The following is a 22,105-nucleotide window of genomic DNA, read 5'->3' on the forward strand; positions in this document are numbered from 1 at the left end:
GGCCGATGTCGATCAAACAAGTCTTCAAGCGCACCGGCGGCTGGCTGTACCTGAACACGTCCCTGGGTCGCCATCCCTTGCGTGGCGCCGGCGTCATACTGATGCTCCATCGTGTGCTGAACAACGACCGCGCCGCCGAACTGCCCCACCGTAACGAACTGTGCGTGGGGCCCGAAGCGTTTGAACATTTGCTGATCTGGCTGCTACGGCATTTCGAGTGCGTGCCGCTGATGACCTTGTTGCTGGCCGATCCTGAAAACGTTCCGAACCGCCCGCGGGTGGCCCTGACCTTCGACGACGGTTGGCGCGACAACGCCATGAATGCCTTTCCGTTGCTGCGCCAATACCAGGTGCCGGCGAGTATTTTCCTCTCCACCGATTTCATCGGCAGTCGCCAGCACTTCTGGTGGGAAAGCATCGGCGAAACCCTCTGGGGCAGCCATGGCCAGGTGGCACGGCGCTCATTGATCGAGCACTTGCAGCACGTCGGTCGACCGTTGCCGGTGCTGCTCGATGACATCGACGACGAGCGCCGCAGCCTGGCGCTGCTGCATTACCTGCAAAGCCTCAAGAGTCTCGATACCCACACGTTGAGCGACCTTACCGACGCCTGCCCACAGGGTTCCCAGCCCCAGGCCCTGGACTGGCCCCAGGTGCGCATGCTCGAAGATTCCGGGCTGATCCGCTTCGGTCCCCATGGTGCCAGCCACGCGATCCTGACCGGGCTGGATGACCAGCGCCTGCACGAAGAACTGACGCGCAGCTGGATCGCCCTGGAAAACGGCTGCGCCCACCCCTTGCCGGTGTATTGCTACCCCAACGGTGACAATGACGCCCGCGTGCGCGAGCAGGTGGCAGCCCACGGTTTTACGTTCGCACTGGGCACCGAGGCCGGACTGTATCGTCATGACGGCGACCCTCTGAACCTGCCACGTTTCGGCGTCAGCCAGAGCAACGCCTGTCACCCTGAATTGTTGGCCTGGCGCATTCGCCGAGGAGCCCGCTCATGAATCGCGCACATTATCTCAAGCTCTTGGCGTTGAGCATGGGCACTAGCCTGGCGATGATAGGCCTGCGCCTGTTGCGCAACGTGTTGCTGGCACGGATCCTGGGGCCCAGCGAACGCGGGTTGTTGGCGCTGCTCAGCACCCTGCCGGACCTGATCAGCGCTACCACCAGTGGCGGCCTGAATTCCGCCGTGGGTTATCAGGCGGCGCAGCATCGCTCGATGAGCCTGTTGCTCAGCCACGTGCTGGTCTTCGGTTGTCTGCTTGCAGGGTTGCTGACGCTGCTGGTGGTGGCGCTGGTGCGTGAGTTCGGTGCCGAACTGGACGTCACCACGCAACTGGGACTGCTGGCCTGGCTGCTGTTGCTGGCCGTGCCGCTGGCGGTACTCAAGAGCGGCCTGCTGACGCTGCACAACGCCTCCGGCGGCGTCGGCGCGTTCAACGCGTTGCGGCTGATGGAATCCCTGGTCCCGCTGTTGCTGTTCGTGGCGCTGTTCTGGATGTGGAAAGACACGGCGCTGGAAGCGGCTCTGATCAGTTGGCTGGCGGGCCTGAGCCTGGTAGTACTGGCGGGCTGGATGTGGCTGCGCCGAGATCATGCGTTCACTCTGCGCTGGGATCGCACCGTCCAGAACGAACTGTTGCGTTACGGTGTCCGCAGTCATCCGGACCTGTTGTTCCAGCAACTGATGCTGCGCTCGGATTACCTGTTCATCGGCGCACTGCTGGGCAGCACGGCGCTGGGGCACTACGCCATGGCCAGCGCGGCGGCCGAACTGCTGCATATCGTGCCGGAAGCGGTCACCACGCCGCTGATGAAACGCCTGCTGCAGCAAGACACAGACATGAAGCGCCTGACCCCGTTGGCCTTGCGCCTGACCGCCACGGCCATGCTGGGCGCCTGCCTGAGCATGGTACTGGTCGGCGAATGGCTGATCGTCACCCTGTTCGGCGTCGCCTATCAACCGGCGTACCCAGCCCTGCTGGCGCTGCTGCCAGGGGTGTTCGGGTTGTGCTTTGCGAGCATCCTGCGCCTGGACCTGCTGGGCAAGGACCGCCCCGGCACTGTTTCGCTGCTGATGGGCGTAGGAGCGCTATTGAACCTGGGGCTGAACCTGCTCCTGATCCCACACTACGGCATCGTCGGTGCCGCAGCGGCTTCCTCTATTGCCTATCTGGGCGTGACCCTGGGGCTGCTGGTGATGTATTGCCGTCTCAGCGGCGTGGCGCTGTGGCAAACGCTGATTATCCTGCCCAGCGATTTACTGCCGATGCGCCAGATGCTGTTGGGGAAATCGGCATGAGTGTGATTGCCTGCCAAACCGCCATCGCGAGCAAGCTCGCTCCCACAGGGGGCGGTGATGCCCTTGTGAAAGCACTGAGCCAGCTTGCAGTGAGGGTGGATGAGCCGCCCTCTTCGCGAGCAAGCCCGCTCCCACAAGAGCCTTGTGCCGAACACACCCTCCACAACCACCACCGATCCCCTGTGGTAGCGAGCTTGCTCGCGAAAGCGCTGGGTCAGCTTGCATCGATGTTGAATGGGCCGACGCCTTCGCGAGCAGGCTCGCTCCCACAGGGCCACGGTGCCGAGCGCAATATCTGCGACCACCACAAATCAACTGTGGGAGCGAGCTTGCTCGCGATGGGGCCAGTGCAGCGTTGGTGGAAAGTGACTGCTGGCCTGTGCCTTTGGAGCCTGGCCTTTTTGGCCCAGGGCGCGGCGATGGAGTGGACCGGTATCCGTGACGGCAGCCTGTACCTGCAAACCGACCGCCCGGACTCTGTCACCGTGCGCTGGGTGCCCGCCTGGCAAGCCGAGGCCAATGCCGAACACCTGTATCTGCTCGACGGCCACGGCCGATTGGCGGGCGAGCGCCTGGTCAAGGCGGATCAGACCCGTGGCGAACAGCAATGGCCGCTGCTGCCGGGTGCCACCAGTTATCGGCTGGAAATTCCCGGCTACAGTTTCCGGCGCTATAGCGTCGAACACGACGCGCGCACCCGTGCCCTGTTTGCCCCGGCCAAGGTGCATTTCAGCGCTGAGACCCACGATGGCGATGAGCTGTATTTCAAAGTCGCAGCCGGCGAACAGGCCGTGCTGGCAGGCAAGTTCCATGGCGGCGTACGTGCGCTGCAAGGCCGGCGCGTCGACGACGGAAAGCAGGTGCAACTGAATCTCAAGCCATACCGGGCCTATTGGCAATTCGATCAGGTGGCCCTCCCGGTGGCGGACGTGGACCAAATCTGGCGCCTGCATCTGCAAGGCAACGGCAAGGCCGCGTTCTGGTTGGACGGCACCGCCAACCTGTTCGCCCAAGATCCGGCGCACCTGCAACCGCTGCGCCAGGATCCGGGGCAGACCCACCTGAAGTTGTACACCGAGGCGCTCGGCAAGACCCCCAAGCTGGGCATATACCTGCCCTATGAGTTACTGCCGCCCTCCAGCTACGCTGTGCTCGATGCGCTCAAACCCCAGGCGGCAACCCTCTACAGCTTTGTCGATGTCATGGCGGCCAAGGTCAATCATGAAGATGCCTTCCGGCGCTTGTACCGGGACCGCTTCGGCATCAGCCAAGACCTCACCCTGCTGGCCGGCAGCCAGCGCCGGGCGGATCTGCAGGCAGACCGGACCAGTCTCAGCGGTTTGCAAGCCTGGCTCATGTCGACCCGGGCTTCGGGCGACAACGGCATCCATTACCTCAGTTTTGCCGATGAGCCAAACCTGAACTACCCAGACTTCGCCAGTTTCCAGCAACTGTTCCAGAGCATGGCTGCCCAGGTCCGCGCCGATCCTGCCAACGCACGCGCCGGTGTCCGCATCGCCATACCGGCCAGCTCGCGGTTCACCAACGGCCCCTTAGCCGACAACGCGGCTGACAGGCGCGGGATCGACTGGGCACGGCGCCTGCTCGCGACGTCCGACGACCAGATCGACGCCCTGGCCTGGCATGAATGGATGGTCCGCGACCTGCTGGCGACCCGGGTCTACCGCGACAGTGTCCGTCAGGCCGCCAACCTGGTGGGGCTGGACAGCCAGGGCCGGCCCCGCAAGGCTTTGCTGTTGGACCAGACCAACATGTCCAGCGGCTCGAGCCTGAGCCCTTACGACCAGGAAACCCACTACGCCGCCTTGTGGTGGACGTCGGTGGCGATCAACGCCTCCGCGGATGGTTGGCTCGACATGCTCAACTGGTTCATGCTCGCCGACGAACCTGAATACCCCAAAGGCATGGTGCGAGTGCTGGACAATCAGCGCTTCGAACTCAAGCCCGTGGGCTTGGCCCAGCAGTTCATTCAGCAGCACTGGCTTGATCAGGTACTGCGCCTGGACAACGATGCTTTTGAAGTCGATGTCCTGGCCATGGCCACCGGCAAGCAACGCAATCTGCTGGGTGTGAACAAAAGCACGCGAGCCCATCAGGTCAGCCTCGACGGCGCGGTCTGCCCTCAACCAGGCATGACCCTGATGTATTTCGGCCCGGACAACCGCAGCCACAGCGTTGCGTTTGATTGCAAGGCCGGCCAGGTCGGGTTTCTCCTGCCAGGGGAAACCGTGTTCTCCCTCAGTTGGACAGCACCCCTTCCCCCCCAACCTGCCACCCGTCAGGAGGCACCATGAACGCTCTGCAAAAATTGCGTGATCGCATTCAGAAAAAAGGTCTGCGCGCCGTTCTAAAGCAGCTGTGCAGGCGCTACCTATTTTCCCACACCCGACTGGTGTGGCTGGAGCACGATGTACGGACCCCACTCCCCCCACATAACCTCAGGCCCTACCCACCGATGCGCTTGGAGCACATCACGATCAGCAATGCCGATGCTTTTACCCGGCACTTCGGCGACCGCGTCGAAACCATGCGCGAGCTGGCGGCCGAAGACTACACAGGCTTGATGTACCTGGATGATCAGGGCGACACCGTGGGGTTCGCCTGGGCCAGTACACGGGACTATTTCGACCGCCATTTCTATCACTGCAACTTTCCGATCAAGCCTGGCGAGTACTTTCAGTTCGGTGGCGAGGCGATCCGTGAATACTGGGGTTCCAGTATATCGGCGGACATGCAGTTGGAGGTGTGGAAAGTCATGGCGGACCACGGTTGCAGCACAATGGTCGATGTCTGCGATTTGCAAAACATCCAAGCGATCAAGATGCATATCCGCATGGGCTTCCAGGAGCGCGGGCAGATCACCCACCTATACCGCTTGCTCGGTCGCTGGCGGCTTCTGCGCAATACGTCATACACCGGCACGGTACTGGACGCCTTTCGTAAACCGGCCCAACCGGCCACCTCGACTTCAGCGGCCTGATCTCCATGGCGATCCGGTTCCAATGGTGTCGCTCCCTGGGCGCGGCGGACTTTCCTGTATCAGCTTATGAACAGCTGCGAACCCAGGTGGCCGACGCAACGCCGTTCAACACCCTGGCCTGGCTGCAAGCGGCGGAATTCGCCCTGTTGCCCGAAGAGCAATTGCATGTGCTGCTGGGCTGGCAGGACCAGGCCTTGTGCCTTTGCCTGCCTCTGATATCAGGACTTGAACGTATCGGCGGGCTGCGGTTCCGGGTGTTGCATCATTTGGGTTTTCCAATGGCCGACCGCATCGCCCTGCTGGCACGCCTGGACGCCGAAGGCATGGGTCAGGCGCTGATGCAGATCCGTCAACACTTGCCTCACGCGTTACTGCAATTGAATGAAGTGATCGAGCCGGTCGGTGAGCAAAGCGTCCTCAGCGCCTGGATGGCGCTGAGTTCCACCGGAGAGCGACGACTCAGTTGCCGGGTTCCGGTGCATCTGATCAGCGACAGCGACCATCAGGAGATCTCTGGCGACCCACGCTACAAGTTGCGCCGGGCACGCAAGCGGATCGCTGCCTGTGGTGCCGAGATCCGCCGGGTGAAACCGGACGCTATCAGCATGGGGCAATTGTTGCGAGCCCTGGCCGATGTCGAGGATGTCAGCTGGAAAGGCGAGGAAGGCGTCGGCATTTTCGCCGACCCCAGGCGCCGACAATGGATGAACCTCGCCTTCACCGCCCTCGCCGCCCAAGGCCTGGTGCGGGTGGTGATGCTGGAGCTGAACGGCGAATGCATCAGCTATCGCCTCGGCCTGCTGGACCAGGGGCGGCTGTATGACTACAACCTGGCATTCCTGCCGCAGCATGCCGACCTGGGCAGCGGCCGGGTGCTGCTCGAGGAGTGGATTCGCTGGGGGCTGGACGAAAACTGGCGCTGGATCGACGCATCACGGGTCAGCCTGGAGAACTCCAACCATCAGTTACACGAACGCATGACCGGCCAACTGGAACACTGGCGCTGGAGTTTCTATTCATGGCAGCCCGGTGGCTTGCTCCTGGGATTTGCCCTGCGACTATGGAAAAGCTTGAAGCCATGGTTTGGCAAACGCCGAAGCAAACCGACCGCGACGACGGCATCGTCCCCCCCTAAAAACCAGGAGAAGACAGATGCCGCGTCAAGTGATCGTCAACGCTGACGACTTCGGGCTCAGCTTCAGTGAAAACGCGCTGATCCTGCGGGCCTTCGAGACCGGCGTGATCAGTTCGGCCACGGCCATGGCCAACATGCCGGGTTTCGAGCAGGCGTGTGAAATGGCCCGGCAACCGCTGCTCAACGGCCACGTAGGCCTGCATTTCAACCTCAGCTACGGCCCGCCGCTGGGCCAGACGATCACCTCACGAGCGGTTTTTTGCGACACCAATGGCCAGTTCGACCTGAACCTGTCGCGTTATTGCCTGCGCCTGCGCTCAAAGGATCTGGCGGCAGTGGAAGATGAACTGCAGGCGCAATGGCAACACTGCCTGGACCACGGCCTGCGTCCCAGCCATCTCGATTCCCATCAACATGTGCACAACATCTGGCCCATCGGCGAGCTGGTGGCCCGCTTCGCCGCCAGGCAAGGTGTGCCCATGCGCCTGGCGCGCAACCTGGGGGCGAACTTGACCCTGCCCAAGCGCATCTTCAAGACCCTGTTCAACCGGCGCATGCACAGCCTGTGCGGCGCGACAGCGGACTACGTCTGCACCCCGGCCGACCTGGACTACGCCGCGCCACCGGCCTATGGCTCGCTTGAGGTCATCGTGCACCCGATGCAACTGGACGGGGATTTTGGCGATGCCAGCCTGAGGCCAGGCGAGTCGTTGACCCAAGTACTGCACAAGCGCCTGGCGGGTGTGCCCAAGGTCGCGTACGGTCGGAGCGCGCAGGTATTGACGCTGGTTGAGTATGGGGATGTGCACTGACAGGGACGCGGTATATACCTGTGGCCAGGGCGTTTGCTACCTCGCCACGACCGTCCGAAATCCCTGCGCCGCTTCCGGAGAATCTGCTACAAGGCATCTTCTGTTTCGAGTAGCGAATTGCGTCGATGCCTTTACGTTTATTCTCTCGCCTTCGGCGGCGCTGGCTGGCCTTCCTTGTCATGAGCGCAATGGTGGTCGGGCTGCCGGTGGGCTGTGCAGTGCTGCAGCACAAGGAACGCGAGCTGGTCTTTCGCATCGAGCCGGGGACGGCGAGCTGGTTCAGTGGGCTTCCCAGCGGTGTGCAGGAATTCGATCTCAAGCCCAAGAGTTTCAAGACCGGGGAAAATATCCACGGCTGGTGGTGGCCGGCCGAACGCAAGAATGCGCCGGCCATCCTGTACTTGCACGGTGTGCGTTGGAATTTGACCGGCCAGTTGTTTCGTATCCAGCAACTGAGGGCGCTGGGTTATTCGGTGCTGGCTATCGATTATCGTGGCTTTGGCAAAAGCCATGGGGATCTGCCGTCGGAAGCCAGCGTCTATGAGGATGCACGCATCGCTTGGGAACGCCTCAAGGTACTGCAACCGGACCCGGACCTGCGGCTGATCTACGGTCATTCTCTGGGCGGTGCCGTCGCGGTGGACCTCGCTGCGCAGTTGGGCCAGGAGGCCGCGAAGAATGGCGCTGCCCAGGTCCGAGGCCTGGTCATCGAATCCACGTTCACCTCCTTGGGCGATGTCGCCACCGCGATGGCGAATACGTCCCTGCCGGTGCGCTGGTTGTTGTCGCAGAAATTCGATTCCATCGACAAAATCGGCGAGATCAACATGCCGCTGCTGGTGGTCCATGGCTCTGCCGATCGCTACGTACCACCACGCTTCAGCGAGCAACTGTTCAACGCCGCCCGGGAGCCCAAGCGCCTGCTGCTGGTGCCGGGGGCGACGCATAACAACAGCATGAGCCTGGCGGGTAAAAACTACCGGCAAGCGCTGGACACGTTGATGAAAAACAAACCATCGCCCATCCAGGTAAGCTCGGCCAAGACCGGCTAACGCACAAGCCCCCGGCTGATACCCAACACCTTCATTGACGGTCACACCGCTATCGCGAGCAAGCTTTGCTCCCACAGATCTCCCCCACACAGTTCTTTGGTTGTTTACAAGATCAGTGTCCCCACAGGGGATTTGTGGCGTATGCGAGGTCCGTGAACGACGCGGAAAAACTGTGGGAGCGAGCTTGAACTGGTCAAGTAAATCCGGACACCAGTTACGGTGTTTATGCTGCTTTTTGCTCCATGGCTATTGGCGATAGGTAGTCGTTGTAGCTGTGGAGCCTGGTGCGGTTGTAGTACATGAAGAAGCGCACCATATCGGTTTGTGCTTCCTCGCTCGTGCTGTAACCGTTGCGAGGGACCCATTCTGACTTCAGGGTGCCGAAAAAACGTTCTGTTGGAGCATTGTCCCAGCACTGCCCGCGATGACTCATGCTTTGCAAAATGCCATTGCGCATCAACTCTTCTTGAAACTTGCGGCTGGTGTACTGACAGCCCTGATCCGAATGAAACATCAATCCAGGTGGGCATGTTCGAAGCTCTATCGCCATGCGTAACGCCTTGCTGACCAGGTTGGCGTCATTGACCAGCGAAAATGCCCAACCAATGACCCGGCGAGCAAACAAGTCGATAACGATGGCCAGATGAACCCAGCGTTTACCCACCATCAAGCTTGTAACGTCGCCACACCAGACCTGATTGACCACGGTCGGCTTGAAATTACGCTTGAGCAGATTGGGTGCGACAAATGCTTCAACTCCTTTGGACCTGAATGGGTGAGGCTGGCGTTGTTTACTGACAATGTTGGCTTCCCTCATCAGTGTTCTAACAAGGCTTCTGCCGACCGCTATGTTTTGGGCCTTCAGATGCTTGCTGATCGTTCTGGACCCCATGGCTTCCCGGCTTTCGCTGTGCAGTTCAACCACCTTCCCCTTGAGTTCTTCGCGCTCGATCTTAGGCCGCGAGAGCCGCTGTAGCCATTCGTAAAAGCTGCTGCGCTTCACATCGAAAACGCGACACAGGATGGCGGTCGGGAATGACTCTCTTAGCTCCGCGATCATCGAAAACGATCGGGATCCGACATCAAGAGAGCGGTAGCCTTTTTTAAGATTTCGGCTTCCATTTCCATGCGTTTGATCTTGGCTTTCAGATCCTGAATCTGCCGTTGATCCTCAGTAATGGCCTTGGTGCCTTGAACTGGCTGACCTTTTTGTTCCTTGCGAACCTGGTCCACCCACCGTCGTAACGCGGTAGCACTGATGTCCAGCGACGCGCAGACTTCCTGTACTGAACAGTTGTCATCAATCACCATGCTGGCCGCACGATGTTTGAACTCGCGGGAAAAGACTCTTCTTTCTTTCATGGAACCTCCAAATTGGCGAAATCATATCGCCCTTAAGAGGTGTCCGGAATTATTAGGCCAGTTCAAGCTTGCTCGCGAAAGTGTCAGCCCAGTCAACATCGCGATAGCGGTACAAGCGCACGCAAAAAAAAACGGCACCTTTCGGTGCCGTTCGTTTTCACGCTTGGGGCTTTACTTGCGTGCTGCCTCCCACGATTTCAACAGCTCGGTGTAGCTCACTGTTTCACCTTTAGGCTTCTCGTTCGCCAGTTTCGGCTTCGGTGCACCCGGTTGATCGAACCAGTATTGCGCGTCGCGCTCGGGGTTCATTTTCGGGGCGCAGGTGGCTTGGGCCTTGGAGCGTTCCAGGCGCGTCATGATCGCATCCTGGTCCTTGGCCAAGCCATCGAGGGCCTGCTGCGGGGTCTTCTCGCCACTGGCGGCTTCGGCGATGTGGCTCCACCACAGTTGCGCCAGGCGCGGGTAGTCCGGCACGTTGGTCCCGGTCGGGGTCCATTGCACACGGGCGGGGCTGCGGTAGAACTCCACCAGGCCACCGAGTTTCGGCGCCAGGTCGGTCATCGCCTGGGAGTTGATGTCCGACTCACGAATCGGCGTCAGGCCAACGATGGTCTTCTTCAGCGACACGGTCTTGGACGTCACGAACTGCGCATAGAGCCAGGCCGCGAGTTTCTGTTTCTCAGGCGTAGACTTCATGAATGTCCAGGAACCCACGTCCTGATACCCCAGCTTCATGCCCTGCTCCCAATACGGACCACGTGGCGAAGGCGCCATGCGCCATTTCGGCGTGCCATCGGCGTTCACCACCGGCAGGCCCGGCTTGGTCATGTCGGCGGTAAACGCGGTGTACCAGAAAATCTGCTGGGCGATGTTGCCTTGAGACGGTACCGGGCCGGACTCGGAGAAGGTCATGCCCGCCGCTTCCGGCGGCGCGTACTTCTTCAGCCAGTCCACGTACTTGGTGGTGGCGAATACAGCCGCGGGGCCGTTGGTATCGCCGCCACGGGTGACACTGGAGCCGACCGGATGGCAGTCTTCGACGCGAATACCCCACTCGTCCACCGGCAGACCATTGGGCAGGCCCTTGTCGCCGCCACCAGCCATGGAGAACCAGGCATCGGTGAAGCGCCAGCCCAGGGACGGGTCTTTCTTGCCGTAGTCCATGTGACCGTAGATACGCTTGCCGTCGATTTCCTTGACGTCTTCGGAGAAGAACTTGGCGATGTCTTCATAGGCCGACCAGTTCACCGGTACACCCAGCTCGTAGCCGTATTTCTCCTTGAACTTGGCCTTCAGCTCCGGGCGTTCGAACCAGTCGGCACGGAACCAGTACAAGTTGGCGAATTGCTGGTCGGGCAGCTGATAGATCTTGCCATCCGGCGCAGTAGTGAAGGAGATGCCGATGAAGTCCTTGATGTCCAGGGTTGGCGAAGTGTAAGCCTTGCCTTCGTTGGCCATCAGGTCGGTGATCGATTCGGTCTTGCCGTAGCGAAAGTGCGTACCAATCAGGTCCGAATCGTTGACCCAGCCGTCATAGATGTTCTTGTCCGACTGCATCACCGTCTGCATCTTCTCCACCACGTCGCCTTCTTGCAGCAGGTCGTGGTTCAACTTGATCCCGGTGATTTCGGTGAAGGCCTTGGCCAGTACCTTGGACTCGTATTCGTGAGTGGTGAGGGTTTCCGACACCACGTTAATACTCATGCCGCGAAACGGCTCGGCGGCCTTGATGAACCACTTCAGCTCTTCGAGCTGCTGCTCGGCTGTCAGGGTCGACGGCTTGAATTCACTGCCGATCCATTTTTTAGCGGCGTCTTCATAGGCGTCGGCCCAGGCCGCAGCACTCAGCCCGCTGAGTGCCAGCATGGCTGCCAATGAAACGCTATGTCGCAGCTTATTGTTTTTATTGAACATAGAGACCTCCTGTTTGGGTTTAAGAGCCTGATCGGCGAACCTTCGCGACTAGCCCCACCGCATCACTGCCAACAGCCACACCCAAGACAACGCGAACGCTATCCAGATGCTCCAGTCGGTGGCGCCGATTACCAGCAGGTGCAGGTAGGCGCTACCGAGAAGACCGATAAACAACCGATCGCCACGGGTCGTGGTAATCGGCAGGAAACCACGCCGAGGGATGCTCGGCGAACGCAACTCCCAGGTGGTCATGCCTGCCAGGAACAAGGCGATAACCCCGAAAAATACCGCCGTGGGGGCGGTCCAGTTCATCCATTCCATCATCGACTCCTCAGACCCGGCCCAGGGCGAAGCCCTTGGCCACGTGGTTGCGAACGAACCAGATCACCAGCATGCCCGGCAGGATGGTCAACACCCCCGCCGCCGCCAGCACGCCCCAGTCGATACCGGACGCCGACACCGTACGGGTCATGACCGCCGCGATCGGCTTGGCATTCACCGAGGTCAACGTCCGGGCCAGCAACAGCTCGACCCAGGAAAACATGAAGCAGAAGAATGCCGTGACACCGATGCCGGAGCCGATCAACGGAATGAAGATCTTGGTGAAGAACTTGGGGAAACTGTAGCCGTCAATGTAGGCGGTCTCGTCAATTTCTTTCGGTACCCCGGACATGAACCCTTCGAGAATCCACACCGCCAACGGCACGTTGAACAGGCAGTGGGCCAGGGCCACGGCGATGTGGGTGTCGAACAACCCGATGGACGAATACAGCTGGAAGAACGGCAGCAGGAACACCGCCGGTGGCGCCATGCGGTTGGTCAGCAGCCAGAAGAACAGGTGCTTGTCGCCGAGGAACCGGTAGCGGGAAAACGCATAGGCCGCCGGCAATGCGACCGCCAGGGAAATCACCGTGTTCAGGCTCACGTAATACAGCGAGTTGAGGTAACCGGTGTACCAGCTCGGGTCGGTGAAGATCACCTTGTAGTTGTGGAAGGTGAAATCCTGCGGCCACAAAGTCAGGCTGCCAAGGATCTCGGTGTTGCTCTTGAACGACATGTTCAGCAGCCAGTAGATGGGCACCAGCAGGAACAGGATGTAGATCAAAAGCGGTATCAGCTTTTTCTTGCTCATTGTGCGGGCCTCAACGGTTGGCGTCGGCGTGCGTCATGGCGGTATAGAACAGCCAGGACACCAACAGAATGATCAGGAAGTACACCAGGGAAAACGCCGCCGCCGGGCCCAGGTCGAATTGGCCGATGGCCATCTGCGTCAGGGTCTGGCTGAGGAACGTGGTGGCGTTGCCCGGCCCGCCGCCAGTGAGTACGAACGGCTCGGTGTAGATCATGAAACTGTCCATGAAACGCAGCATCACGGCGATCAGCAGCACGCTCTTCATCTTCGGCAACTGGATGTGCCGGAACACCGCCCAGCTGGAGGCCCGGTCGATCCGCGCGGCCTGGTAGTACACGTCGGGAATCGCCCGCAGCCCCGAGTAGCACAACAGCGCCACCAACGACGTCCAGTGCCAGACGTCCATCACCAGCACGGTGACCCAGGCGTCCATGGTGTTGGCTGCATAGTTGTAGTTGATGCCCAGGCCATTGAGGGTGGAGCCCAGCAAGCCGATGTCGGCGCGGCCGAAAATCTGCCAGATGGTGCCCACCACGTTCCACGGGATCAGCAGCGGGATCGCGAGGATGATCAACACCAGGGACGACCATTTGCCCTTGGTCGGCATGGTCAGGGCGATGGCGATGCCCAGGGGAATTTCAATCAGCAACACGCACGCCGAGTAGATGAACTGGCGCAGCAGCGAATCGTGCAGCCGTGGATCGAGCAGCACCTGCCTGTACCAGTCGGCGCCGACGAAGTAGCGGCTGGACTGGTCGAAGATGTCCTGCACCGAATAGTTGACCACGGTCATCATCGGGATCACGGCACTGAAAGCCACCAGCAGGAACACCGGCAATACCAGCCACCAGGCCTTGTTGTTCTGCACCTTGTTCATGGCTGCACCTCACTCAACGGTTCCAGCAAATACTCATCGGCATAGACCATCAGCCATTGGGCCGGAAAACTGATGTACGCCGTGCCTTCGGGCACGGGCTTGTCTTCGGCCAGGCGCACTTTCAGCGGTGCGCCATCGAGGTTGAGGGTCAGGATCTTGTAGGTGCCCAGGTCTTCGACGTGGACCACGTCAGCGCGCATCGCATCGTCGTAAGGGCCATCCCAGACATGCACGAACTCCGGGCGGATACCGACCTTCAGGCTTTTGCCTTCGGCTTCGGCGACCCGACGTTGCAAGGTTTCCGACAGCGGCAAGTGCGTCGAGGCGAAGCCGACGCCACCGGGCTGTGCCGTGACCTCGATCAGGTTCATCCCCGGGCTGCCGATGAAGTAGCCGACAAAGGTGTGGCTGGGACGCTCGAACAAGTCCCGAGGCGTGCCGAACTGCACGATCTGGCCGCCGTACATCACGGCGATCTTGTCGGCGAAAGTCGAGGCCTCCAACTGGTCGTGGGTGACGTAGACCATCGTGATGTTGAACTGCTCGTGGATCTGCTTGAGCTTGCGCCGCAGTTTCCATTTCAGGTGCGGGTCGATCACCGTCAGCGGCTCGTCGAACAGGATCGCCGACACATCGTCACGCACCAGCCCGCGGCCCATGGAGACTTTCTGTTTTTCGTCGGCGGTGAGGTTGCGGGCCTTTTTGTCCAGCAGGTTCTGCAGGTCCAGGACCTCGGCGATTTCCTGCACCTTGGTGTAGATTCTCGCCTCGGCCATGCCCTGGTTACGCAGCGGGAACGCCAGGTTGTCGAACACGGTCATGGTGTCGTAGACCACCGGGAACTGGAACACCTGGGCGATGTTGCGCCGTTCCGGGGTCAGCTCGTTGACGATCTTGCTGTCGAACATCACCTGCCCTTCGGAAGGGCTGAGCAATCCGGAAATGATGTTGAGCAACGTGGACTTGCCGCAGCCCGAAGGCCCGAGCAGCGCATAGGCGCCGCCCTGCTCCCAGATGTGGTTCATCTCGCGGATAGCGTAGTCCTCGGGGCCCGCCGGGGTGCTGGTGTAGCTGTGGGCGAGGTTCTGCAAACGAATTTCGGCCATCAGGCAACCCTCGCGATACGCTGCCCTGGGGCTTGGACCAGCTTGCCCTGGGCGTCGAAGACAAACAGTTTATGGGTCGGAATGTAGATGCGGATCGGCGCATCCACGTCGTACTCATGCACCCCTGGCAGGTGCAACACCAGCAGGAAATGCTCGTTGCGCACGTGCAGGAAGGTCTCCGAGCCACTGATCTCGGCCACCTCGACGGTCACCGCCAGTTCGAGGTCGTCGTCGTTGCTCGGCACCAGGGAAATATGGCTGGGGCGCACGCCGAAACGGAACTCACCCTCGCCCACCGGGCGCAGGTCGACGTTCAGCGGAAAGTGCACGAAATTGGCGAAGCTCACCTCGTTGCCGGCGATGCGTCCCGGCATGAGGTTGATCGGGGGTTCGGAGAACAATTCGGCGGCCAGCACGGTTTGCGGCTGGTGATACACAGAGGACGATTTGCCGCTCTGGATCACCCGGCCCTCATGCAGGATCGTGGTGGTGCCGCCCAGGGCCAACGCCTCGTTGGGCTCGGTGGTGGCGTAGACGGCGATGGTGTGGCGGGCCTGGAACAATTCGCGCATTTCCTGGCGAAGCTCTTCACGCAGCTTGTAGTCCAGGTTCACCAGCGGCTCGTCGAACAGGATCAGTTCGGCGTCCTTGACCAAGGCCCGGGCCATGGCCGTGCGCTGCTGCTGGCCGCCGGACAACTCCAGCGGATGACGCTGCAGGAATTTCTCGATGCGCAGCATCCTGGCGGTTTCCAGCACCTTGCTCTGGATCACCTCGTTGGACACACCGGCCTGGCGCAACGGCGAGGCGATGTTTTCGAAAACGGTCATGGTCGGGTAGTTGATGAACTGCTGATAGACCATCGACACGTTGCGCAGCCGTACCGGGCGCTTGGTGACGTCGACGCCGTTCATCAGGATGCGGCCGCTGTCGGGCTTGTCCAGACCGGCCATCAGGCGCATGAGGCTGGTCTTGCCGGACAGCGTGCGGCCCAACAGGACGTTGAAGGATCCGGGTTCGAAACTCAGATTGGCATCGTCGATCCAGGTCTGGCCTTCGACGGTGCGACAGATGTGCTCAAGCTTTAATGACATGGCTCGGCCTTTTTATTATTGGAGTCAAGCGACCCGAGTTAGAAAGCGAAAGCCGTGCCAGAAATCACAACCCCTTGATTAGCCTGAAATTTCCACTTATCTGCAGGAAAAATACGTTCATTGATGAACACAAGTGAACAGCCATGAATGAACAACTGAACAACGCCCGGGTTGACAATGAACAATTTTGAACAACACTGAAAGAACGTTTTCGGCTAGCCTGGCCATGCCCTCTGTGGGAGCGAGCTTGCTCGCGATAGCGGTGTGTCAGCCAAATCAATGCTGCTGATCCACCGCTATCGCGAGCAAGCTCGCTCCCACAAGGGTTTGTGTATGAAGTGGTATTCAGGCCTGCCCCAGCACAAGGAGTCTGTGCGAGACTTGCCACAACAATAAAAACAGCTCCTGCGAGAGTGCCCCATGGCCGCACCTGCTCCAGCCTTGTCCCACGAGGCCATCATCCAGGCCTCCTGGTCCCGTTGCCGCGCCTTCGGCCTGAACCATCAAAGCGTGCCGGCCTTCGACCAGTTGCCCGCCCAAGGCATCGCCCAGTTGCTGGAGAGCCAGCATTCGCTGGTGCAGACCACCCACCAGGAAGTCTTGCCGTACTACGAAAACATCCTGAGCAACTCCAACTGCCTGATCATGCTGGCCGACAACCAGGGCCAAGTGCTGACCTCCTGGGGCACCCAGCGCTTCATCGAACCGAAACTGGCCCATGGCTTCAGCGCCGGGGCGAGCTGGATGGAGCGCTGCACCGGCACCAACGCCATCGGCACCGCGCTGGCCTGCGAACAGGCTGTGCACATCGAACACGATGAACATTTCCTCAAGGCCAACCGCTTCATGACCGGCTCCGCCGCGCCGATTTTCGATGCCGAGCGCAAGGTCATCGCCGTGCTGGACGTCTCCAGCGACAGCTACCTGCCGCCCTCCCACACCCTGGGCATGGTCAAGATGATGAGCCAGACCGTGGAGAACCGGCTGATCCTCAACCTGTTTCGCGGTGAACACTTCCAACTGACCTTCAACACCGGCCTGAACAACCTCGACAGCCAATGGGCCGGACTGCTGGTCTTCGATGAGAGCGGCCAGGTCCTGTCCGCCAACCGCCGCGCCGACAACCTGCTGGGCTTGAGCCTGTCGCGGGTCAGCATTGAAAGCCTGTTCAAGGTCTCACTGCTGGAACTGCTGAACCAGCCCGACGGCCTGCCGTTCGCCCTGCAAGCGTCCGGCAGCAATCGTTTCCAGTGCTTGCTCAGGCGCCCGAGCCAGGTGTCGATCAAGGCTCGCGTGTTCACCGAAACAGCACCTGCGCCGGCCCCCGCCAGTAACGCTATCAGCCTCAACACCCTGCACTTCGGTGACAGCCGTGTGGAGAAGGCTGTGCGCCAGGCCGAGCGTTTGCTGGAGAAGGACATTCCGCTGCTGATCCACGGCGAGACCGGCGTCGGCAAGGAAGTCTTCGTCAAAGCCCTGCACCAGGCCAGTTCGCGCTGCAAGCAGCCGTTCATTGCCGTCAACTGCGCAGCGATCCCCGCCGAGTTGGTGGAATCGGAATTGTTCGGTTATGAAAAAGGCGCCTTCACCGGCGCCAACCAGAAAGGCAGCATCGGCCTGATCCGCAAGGCCGACCGGGGTACGTTGTTCCTCGACGAGATCGGCGACATGCCCCTGCCAACCCAGGCCCGGCTGCTGCGGGTCTTGCAGGAACGTTGCGTACAGCCGGTGGGCAGCGCCGAGCTGTTCCCGGTGGACATCCGCATCATCTCCGCCACCAACCGCTCGCTGCGTGAACAGGTGCAACTGGGGCGGTTTCGCGAAGACTTGTACTACCGCATCGGCGGCCTGACCCTGGAGCTGCCACCGCTGCGCGACCGCAGCGACAAACAGGCCCTGTTCAAACGCCTCTGGGAACACCACCGCGAACCGACCCAATGGGCCGGCCTGAGCCGCGAGGTACTGGACCTGTTCGAACGCCATCCATGGCCGGGCAACCTGCGGCAGGTCAGCAGCGTGCTGCAAGTGGCCCTGGCGATGGCCGAAGAACAACCGATCCGCCCGGAACACCTGCCCGACGACTTCTTTGTCGACCTTGAAATGGAACCGGTGGAAACGCCTGAGCCGCTGACGGTGGACCTCAACGATGCCGAGGACCTGAACCGTCAGTTGCAGGCAGTGGGCGGGAATATTTCACACCTGGCGCGACGGCTGGGGGTCAGCCGCAATACGTTGTACAAACGGCTGCGGCAACTTGAAAGCTGATACGAAACTTGTGGGGGTGGGCTTGCTCTTGTTGATTGAGTACATATCCGTTGCTGCGGTCACGGCGGCTGACGGTTTCGCCCTTACGGCGAGTCACTTTCGAAAAGCGCGAAAGTAACCAAAGCGCTTCTGCCCCACCACTCGGTGCCTCGCTTAGGCTCGGCATGCCTGAACGAAGGCATTGCTCCGTGGGCCCGCCGCGAAGGGCCATCCATGGCCCAGCGCGGCTACCTCGGCATCCATGCCGAGGTGCCCACTACGCAATACCTGCGTTCAGCCATCGTGGTTAACGGGGCGCCGAGATCAACGTCCACCGCGAGGCGGCCTAGTAGCCGACCTGGTTCTCCCGGTCGTACACCCGTCAAATCTGTTTGAGCAGGACCTGTGGGAGCAAAGCTTGCTCGCGAGGCGGCCTGACAGCCGACCTGGCTCTCCCAGTCATACTCCCACAGGGGATTTGTGCTGAATGTGATGTTCGAGAACAACTCGGAAAAAACTGTGGGAGCGAGCCTGCTCGCGAAGGCGTCGGCACAGCCAACATCATCGCTAGCTGACCCACCGCTTTCGCGAGCAAGCCCGCTCCCACAGGTGTGTTGCTTAACTGATTGGCATTACTCCGACTTAGTCGAACGCGCCATTGAGCACTTCATAAATGATGCCAGTGGCGATCGCTACCAGGATCAGGTCCGTGCCGACCTGCTGCCACTCATAACCGTCATAGTGCGGCAACCGCCCCAGGAGTCGCCCATCGAGCTTCTTGGCGATTCCGGGTGGCAACGGCTTGCCCCGTGCAAGATTTTTCTGGATGCCTGGCGGCAGCGCCGGGCCGGGGCTCCAGTAATCGCGATAACCGCCAATCACACCGAGGATGCCGCCGCGGTCAAGGCTCGGGCCGTTATGCCAATCGCCGCCACCACCGCCACCGCCTTGGTTGCCTTTGCCTCCCTTATTGCCGGGATTTCCTTGACCGCCCTTGTTGCCCTGCCCGCCTTTGCCTCCTTGTCCGTGGCCAGGACCTTGATCGAATTGAGCATTTCCCTTGCCGTTGCCCGGGTCCGCGACAACAATGCCAGGGCCAGCCGCCAGGGCGAAACAGGTCACTGCAGCAATCAACGAGCGGGATTTGAACATGGCAGGTTCTCTCAAAAAAGGGATGTCCCCTGTAAAGATATAGAGACTAACGGTGATATTAGTTCCATATCACGCTGCGCGCCGCTTGCCTGGACCGGATACACCTGAACACAGCAATCAAGGAGTTTCATGCGCAAGGATTACCTGGCTTTTTTCGTCTCGATGTTCCTTTCCCGGTTGGCCGACCAGATTTTGCTGTTCATCGTCCCGCTGATTGTTTTCCAGACCACCAACAGCGTCGCCTGGGCAGGCCTGGCCTTTTTCGTCGAGTCCTTGCCACGCTACCTCTCGTTCCCGATCTGCGGCGCGCTGTGCGACAAGTTCTCGCCGATTCGCATCCTGCACATCAGCCAGGTCTATCGCGCCGTCGCCTGCGCGGTGGCGGTCGTGCTCCATGGCGTCTTCGGCGGGATCTATTGGATCGTCGCGCTCTCGGCCCTGTGCGGCGTGCTGACCACCCAGGGCATCATGGCCCGCGAAGTGGTGATGCCGTACATCTTCAAGCACTACACCTACAACAAGACCCTGTCCTACTCGCAAATCGCCGACCAGACCGGCTTGGTGCTGGGCCCACTGATCGCTGCGCTGCTGCTTGATGTGTGGGCGTGGCACTGGGTGGTGCTGGCGATTGCCGGGCTGTTCCTGCTGGCAGACCTGGCGATGCTGTATTGGCAACGCGTCAGTTCGGTCACCCTGGAAACCTTCGCGCAGCATCACGACCTCTGGCTGAACCCGCTGCGCATTGCCTTCGGCCACATTCGCAACCTGGCGGAACTGAAAAAGATCATCAGCCTGGCAGTGGGCGTCAACCTGATCATCGGCGTCACCCTGGCCACCTCGGCGGCCATGGTCATCGGCCATTACGGCGCCGGCAAGGATGACTACGCAGGTTTACAGGCAGCCGGTGCCGTCACCACCATCCTCATCCTGTTCTTCCTCGCCCGGGTGAGTTTGCCCTTGAAACTGCTGGGTGCCCTCTCCTACACGCTGATCGCCGTCGGCGCCTTCATCACCGCACTCAGCCCGAACACAGGGGGCTACGTCGTCGGTTTCTTGCTGATTGTCGGTTTCGACAAAATGTTCAACGTCTACTTCCGCACCCTCCGCCAGCAAGTGATTCCGCCCCAGGACTTCGGCAAGACCGTCGGCGTCATCACGCTGCTCAACAACCTGTCGCAACCGCTCGCGGGCCTGCTGGTCGCGGTGCTGGCCGCGCCGATTGGAACGCAGCAGGTGATTGTGCTGCTGGCGGTTGCCACCAGCCTGATCGGAGCCGGGGTGGTTGTGGTGCACAGGTATTCGACACACCGGTCGAGCATCTACAGCGCCGAGAGCGACTGACCCTGCCGAGGAGCGGTTTGTATTATCAGTGACTTATTATTGAGGCATGGTTGCAACGTTGCCGGCGTCAATGCGCGTCTGCCCCGCCATTCGTCACCTGTCGAGTGTCGGGGCCAACAGGCGGCCACGTCTGGCTCAGGGTTTGCACTGGCCTGTCTCAGCAGCCAAGAACGACGTAATTCTGACGCGGCGGCAAATTAATCAATGCTTGGTCAGCAAACGGAGATGTACCGTGTCAACTCTCAACGAAATCGCAGCGAATCACGCGAGAATGGCAAAGTTAAAGGAAGAAGAGTCGATGCGGCTGAGTGCGCTTCAGGGTCAGGTGGTGGGGAGTTTTGAAATTCCACCCATCGAGGCCCCCCAGGAGATGTCGCTGCACTTTATGGCAGGGGTACAGGATCACTCGTTTGGGGAAGCGGCGGCGCTGAGTTTTTGACCTGGGTGTTGATGGGGTTTCGTCGCTCGCTTGTTCGCGGGCGACTCGACCTTTCAGAACTGCCTGGCTAAAGCAGCTGCAAGTATGCCGGCCGCAATTGCCGGCAGCGGTTTTTTCAGTGCCAGCATGACGATTGCCGTGGTCAGCAAAGCCAGGCGTGCGCCGTTGTCACCTTTAACCGCCAGCGGAGCCAACACCGCCACCAACACCGAACCGGACATGGCCGTGATGAACTGCTGCACCCGATAGTTGATCGGCACGAACGACATCACGAAAACACCGCCCCACCGAGTCGCCAATGTCACCGCGGCCATTATCAATATGACCACCAGGGTGCCGTAACCCGCCGTTTCAATGCTCATTGTTTTTTCTCCATCCACAGCGCGCCCAGAATGCCCCCCGCCAAAGCGCCGACCACGACATGACTGTTCGCCGGCAAGTACCAGTAAGCCAACAGCGATGAGCAGGCCGCCACGGTCCAGATGATGAACATGCGCAGGTTTTTCTTCCCGCCCACGACCATCGCCAGCAAGAAACAACCCATCACCATATCGAGCCCGAAACTGACCGGGTTCTCAATGGCGCTGCCGAAATGAAGCCCCAGCCAACTGCCCAGGATCCACGCGACCCAGAGTGCAATGCCGCCGCCGAATAAAAGCCCGAGCCCCGGCTTGCCCCGACTGAACGCCTGCATCGCCATGGCCCAGTTCGCGTCCGAAACAACCAGCATGACACCGTAGCGTTTGGCAACGGGCAGCTCCCGCAGCCACGGGTAAAGCGTCGCGCCCATCAACAAGTGCCGGGCGTTGATAGCGAAGACTGTGATCATCAGCGGGACGACCGGCACTTGCTGGCCCCACAGGTCCAGCGCGGCAAATTGAGAAGCGCCGGCAAAGACCAGCGTGCTCATGAGCACGGCTGATGTATCACTCAAGCCCGTTTGCGCAGCGGCCAGGCCGAAAGCAACGCCGAACACGACGACGAAAAGAGAGATGGGGATCAGCTGTTTGAAACCGTCGTAGATGTGATTCAACGTCAGCGCGTGCAGGTGGGGTTCAACATTCGACAAAACAGGGCCTCTTCTGAATATCTGCGATACAAAAAACGAGAGTATGGGGCTGAATCTGCTTGTC

21 protein-coding genes are annotated in these 22,105 nt (G+C 60.5%); 10 read left to right on the forward strand and 11 right to left on the reverse strand.

Going from position 1 to position 22,105, the window contains the following annotated elements; all coding sequences use genetic code 11:
- Positions 1 to 5 precede the first annotated feature (5 nt).
- The 7 genes from QMK47_RS19230 (at position 6) to QMK47_RS19260 (ending at position 8,311) form a co-directional block, all read left to right on the forward strand.
- Complete coding sequence (locus QMK47_RS19230; protein ID WP_214510616.1) at positions 6 to 1,010, forward strand: polysaccharide deacetylase family protein; 1,005 nt, start codon at positions 6 to 8, stop codon at positions 1,008 to 1,010.
- The gene (locus QMK47_RS19235; protein ID WP_258688828.1) at positions 1,007 to 2,311 is read left to right on the forward strand and encodes an oligosaccharide flippase family protein; all 1,305 of its coding nucleotides are present in this window, start codon (positions 1,007 to 1,009) and stop codon (positions 2,309 to 2,311) included. The genes QMK47_RS19230 and QMK47_RS19235 overlap by 4 nt, the downstream gene beginning before the upstream one ends.
- A 338-nt stretch (positions 2,312 to 2,649) precedes the next feature.
- Entirely contained in the window at positions 2,650 to 4,626 is a 1,977-nt protein-coding gene (locus QMK47_RS19240; protein ID WP_413817737.1) for a hypothetical protein, read from the forward strand.
- Positions 4,623 to 5,312, forward strand: coding sequence for an N-acetyltransferase (locus tag QMK47_RS19245; protein ID WP_320389127.1), 690 nt, complete (start codon positions 4,623 to 4,625; stop codon positions 5,310 to 5,312). Before QMK47_RS19240 ends, QMK47_RS19245 begins: the two co-directional genes overlap by 4 nt.
- Before the next feature lie 5 nt (positions 5,313 to 5,317).
- A complete protein-coding gene (locus tag QMK47_RS19250) occupies positions 5,318 to 6,493 on the forward strand; it encodes a GNAT family N-acetyltransferase (protein WP_320389129.1) in 1,176 nt (391 codons plus the stop codon).
- Positions 6,465 to 7,259 (forward strand): ChbG/HpnK family deacetylase, encoded by a 795-nt coding sequence (locus QMK47_RS19255; protein ID WP_320389130.1) that lies wholly within the window; start codon positions 6,465 to 6,467, stop codon positions 7,257 to 7,259. The genes QMK47_RS19250 and QMK47_RS19255 overlap by 29 nt, the downstream gene beginning before the upstream one ends.
- Before the next feature lie 125 nt (positions 7,260 to 7,384).
- A complete protein-coding gene (locus QMK47_RS19260) occupies positions 7,385 to 8,311 on the forward strand; it encodes an alpha/beta hydrolase (RefSeq protein WP_320389132.1) in 927 nt (308 codons plus the stop codon).
- Positions 8,312 to 8,534: 223 nt separating this feature from the next.
- On the opposite strand, the gene QMK47_RS19265 is transcribed toward QMK47_RS19260, so the two are convergent.
- From QMK47_RS19265 to QMK47_RS19300, 8 genes are all read right to left on the reverse strand, one after another.
- Positions 8,535 to 9,371 (reverse strand): IS3 family transposase, encoded by an 837-nt coding sequence (locus QMK47_RS19265; RefSeq protein WP_253470111.1) that lies wholly within the window; start codon positions 9,369 to 9,371, stop codon positions 8,535 to 8,537.
- On the reverse strand, positions 9,368 to 9,673 hold the full coding sequence (locus QMK47_RS19270; RefSeq protein WP_038858942.1) for a transposase: 306 nt from the start codon (positions 9,671 to 9,673) through the stop codon (positions 9,368 to 9,370). The genes QMK47_RS19265 and QMK47_RS19270 overlap by 4 nt, the downstream gene beginning before the upstream one ends.
- A 171-nt stretch (positions 9,674 to 9,844) precedes the next feature.
- Positions 9,845 to 11,587, reverse strand: coding sequence for an ABC transporter substrate-binding protein (locus QMK47_RS19275; protein WP_253476450.1), 1,743 nt, complete (start codon positions 11,585 to 11,587; stop codon positions 9,845 to 9,847).
- Between the two features lie 48 nt (positions 11,588 to 11,635).
- Positions 11,636 to 11,908 carry a DUF2160 domain-containing protein gene (locus tag QMK47_RS19280; protein ID WP_041023708.1) on the reverse strand — a complete coding sequence of 91 codons (273 nt, stop codon included), beginning with the start codon at positions 11,906 to 11,908 and terminating at the stop codon, positions 11,636 to 11,638.
- A 10-nt stretch (positions 11,909 to 11,918) separates the two neighbouring features.
- Complete coding sequence (locus QMK47_RS19285; RefSeq protein WP_214510609.1) at positions 11,919 to 12,719, reverse strand: carbohydrate ABC transporter permease; 801 nt, start codon at positions 12,717 to 12,719, stop codon at positions 11,919 to 11,921.
- A gap of 10 nt (positions 12,720 to 12,729) precedes the next feature.
- A complete protein-coding gene (locus tag QMK47_RS19290; protein WP_214510608.1) occupies positions 12,730 to 13,596 on the reverse strand; it encodes a carbohydrate ABC transporter permease in 867 nt (288 codons plus the stop codon).
- Positions 13,593 to 14,702, reverse strand: coding sequence for an ABC transporter ATP-binding protein (locus QMK47_RS19295; RefSeq protein ID WP_253476452.1), 1,110 nt, complete (start codon positions 14,700 to 14,702; stop codon positions 13,593 to 13,595). The genes QMK47_RS19290 and QMK47_RS19295 overlap by 4 nt, the downstream gene beginning before the upstream one ends.
- Positions 14,702 to 15,796 (reverse strand): ABC transporter ATP-binding protein, encoded by a 1,095-nt coding sequence (locus QMK47_RS19300; RefSeq protein WP_003203764.1) that lies wholly within the window; start codon positions 15,794 to 15,796, stop codon positions 14,702 to 14,704. Before QMK47_RS19300 ends, QMK47_RS19295 begins: the two co-directional genes overlap by 1 nt.
- 420 nt (positions 15,797 to 16,216) lie before the next feature.
- Between QMK47_RS19300 and QMK47_RS19305 the strand changes: the two genes are divergently transcribed.
- Entirely contained in the window at positions 16,217 to 18,061 is a 1,845-nt protein-coding gene (locus QMK47_RS19305; protein WP_253476454.1) for a sigma-54-dependent Fis family transcriptional regulator, read from the forward strand.
- A 621-nt stretch (positions 18,062 to 18,682) separates the two neighbouring features.
- Here the strand turns inward: QMK47_RS19305 and QMK47_RS19310 are convergent.
- Positions 18,683 to 19,192: an anti-virulence regulator CigR family protein gene (locus tag QMK47_RS19310; protein WP_214510605.1), complete on the reverse strand. Its 510-nt coding sequence runs from the start codon at positions 19,190 to 19,192 to the stop codon at positions 18,683 to 18,685.
- Positions 19,193 to 19,321: 129 nt separating this feature from the next.
- On the opposite strand from QMK47_RS19310, the gene QMK47_RS19315 reads away from it, so the two are divergent.
- Together QMK47_RS19315 and QMK47_RS19320 are read left to right on the forward strand one after the other, a co-directional pair.
- Complete coding sequence (locus QMK47_RS19315) at positions 19,322 to 20,533, forward strand: MFS transporter (RefSeq protein ID WP_320389134.1); 1,212 nt, start codon at positions 19,322 to 19,324, stop codon at positions 20,531 to 20,533.
- Between the two features lie 232 nt (positions 20,534 to 20,765).
- The gene (locus tag QMK47_RS19320; RefSeq protein WP_018610898.1) at positions 20,766 to 20,972 is read left to right on the forward strand and encodes a hypothetical protein; all 207 of its coding nucleotides are present in this window, start codon (positions 20,766 to 20,768) and stop codon (positions 20,970 to 20,972) included.
- A 53-nt stretch (positions 20,973 to 21,025) separates the two neighbouring features.
- On the opposite strand, the gene QMK47_RS19325 is transcribed toward QMK47_RS19320, so the two are convergent.
- Positions 21,026 to 21,334 carry an AzlD family protein gene (locus tag QMK47_RS19325; RefSeq protein WP_214510603.1) on the reverse strand — a complete coding sequence of 103 codons (309 nt, stop codon included), beginning with the start codon at positions 21,332 to 21,334 and terminating at the stop codon, positions 21,026 to 21,028.
- Positions 21,331 to 22,041, reverse strand: coding sequence for an AzlC family ABC transporter permease (locus tag QMK47_RS19330; RefSeq protein ID WP_003203772.1), 711 nt, complete (start codon positions 22,039 to 22,041; stop codon positions 21,331 to 21,333). The genes QMK47_RS19325 and QMK47_RS19330 overlap by 4 nt, the downstream gene beginning before the upstream one ends.
- Positions 22,042 to 22,105: the final 64 nt, after the last annotated feature.

The sequence above is a fragment of the Pseudomonas sp. P9_35 genome, assembly GCF_034008205.1.
GTDB lineage: Bacteria > Pseudomonadota > Gammaproteobacteria > Pseudomonadales > Pseudomonadaceae > Aquipseudomonas > Aquipseudomonas kilonensis.

Excerpts from the sequence above, each read along its gene's own strand:
- QMK47_RS19285 (WP_214510609.1), bottom strand. The coding sequence starts at position 12,719 with ATGAGCAAGAAAAAGCTGATACCGCTTTTGATCTACATCCTGTTCCTG.
- QMK47_RS19300 (WP_003203764.1), bottom strand. The coding sequence starts at position 15,796 with ATGTCATTAAAGCTTGAGCACATCTGTCGCACCGTCGAAGGCCAGACC.
- QMK47_RS19240 (WP_413817737.1), top strand. The coding sequence starts at position 2,650 with ATGGGGCCAGTGCAGCGTTGGTGGAAAGTGACTGCTGGCCTGTGCCTT.
- QMK47_RS19280 (WP_041023708.1), bottom strand. The coding sequence starts at position 11,908 with ATGGAATGGATGAACTGGACCGCCCCCACGGCGGTATTTTTCGGGGTT.
- QMK47_RS19260 (WP_320389132.1), top strand. The coding sequence starts at position 7,385 with ATGCCTTTACGTTTATTCTCTCGCCTTCGGCGGCGCTGGCTGGCCTTC.
- QMK47_RS19235 (WP_258688828.1), top strand. The coding sequence starts at position 1,007 with ATGAATCGCGCACATTATCTCAAGCTCTTGGCGTTGAGCATGGGCACT.
- QMK47_RS19295 (WP_253476452.1), bottom strand. The coding sequence starts at position 14,702 with ATGGCCGAAATTCGTTTGCAGAACCTCGCCCACAGCTACACCAGCACC.
- QMK47_RS19315 (WP_320389134.1), top strand. The coding sequence starts at position 19,322 with ATGCGCAAGGATTACCTGGCTTTTTTCGTCTCGATGTTCCTTTCCCGG.
- QMK47_RS19255 (WP_320389130.1), top strand. The coding sequence starts at position 6,465 with ATGCCGCGTCAAGTGATCGTCAACGCTGACGACTTCGGGCTCAGCTTC.
- QMK47_RS19250 (WP_320389129.1), top strand. The coding sequence starts at position 5,318 with ATGGCGATCCGGTTCCAATGGTGTCGCTCCCTGGGCGCGGCGGACTTT.
- QMK47_RS19245 (WP_320389127.1), top strand. The coding sequence starts at position 4,623 with ATGAACGCTCTGCAAAAATTGCGTGATCGCATTCAGAAAAAAGGTCTG.
- QMK47_RS19275 (WP_253476450.1), bottom strand. The coding sequence starts at position 11,587 with ATGTTCAATAAAAACAATAAGCTGCGACATAGCGTTTCATTGGCAGCC.
- QMK47_RS19305 (WP_253476454.1), top strand. The coding sequence starts at position 16,217 with ATGGCCGCACCTGCTCCAGCCTTGTCCCACGAGGCCATCATCCAGGCC.
- QMK47_RS19230 (WP_214510616.1), top strand. The coding sequence starts at position 6 with ATGTCGATCAAACAAGTCTTCAAGCGCACCGGCGGCTGGCTGTACCTG.
- QMK47_RS19290 (WP_214510608.1), bottom strand. The coding sequence starts at position 13,596 with ATGAACAAGGTGCAGAACAACAAGGCCTGGTGGCTGGTATTGCCGGTG.
- QMK47_RS19310 (WP_214510605.1), bottom strand. The coding sequence starts at position 19,192 with ATGTTCAAATCCCGCTCGTTGATTGCTGCAGTGACCTGTTTCGCCCTG.
- QMK47_RS19270 (WP_038858942.1), bottom strand. The coding sequence starts at position 9,673 with ATGAAAGAAAGAAGAGTCTTTTCCCGCGAGTTCAAACATCGTGCGGCC.
- QMK47_RS19325 (WP_214510603.1), bottom strand. The coding sequence starts at position 21,334 with ATGAGCATTGAAACGGCGGGTTACGGCACCCTGGTGGTCATATTGATA.
- QMK47_RS19265 (WP_253470111.1), bottom strand. The coding sequence starts at position 9,371 with ATGATCGCGGAGCTAAGAGAGTCATTCCCGACCGCCATCCTGTGTCGC.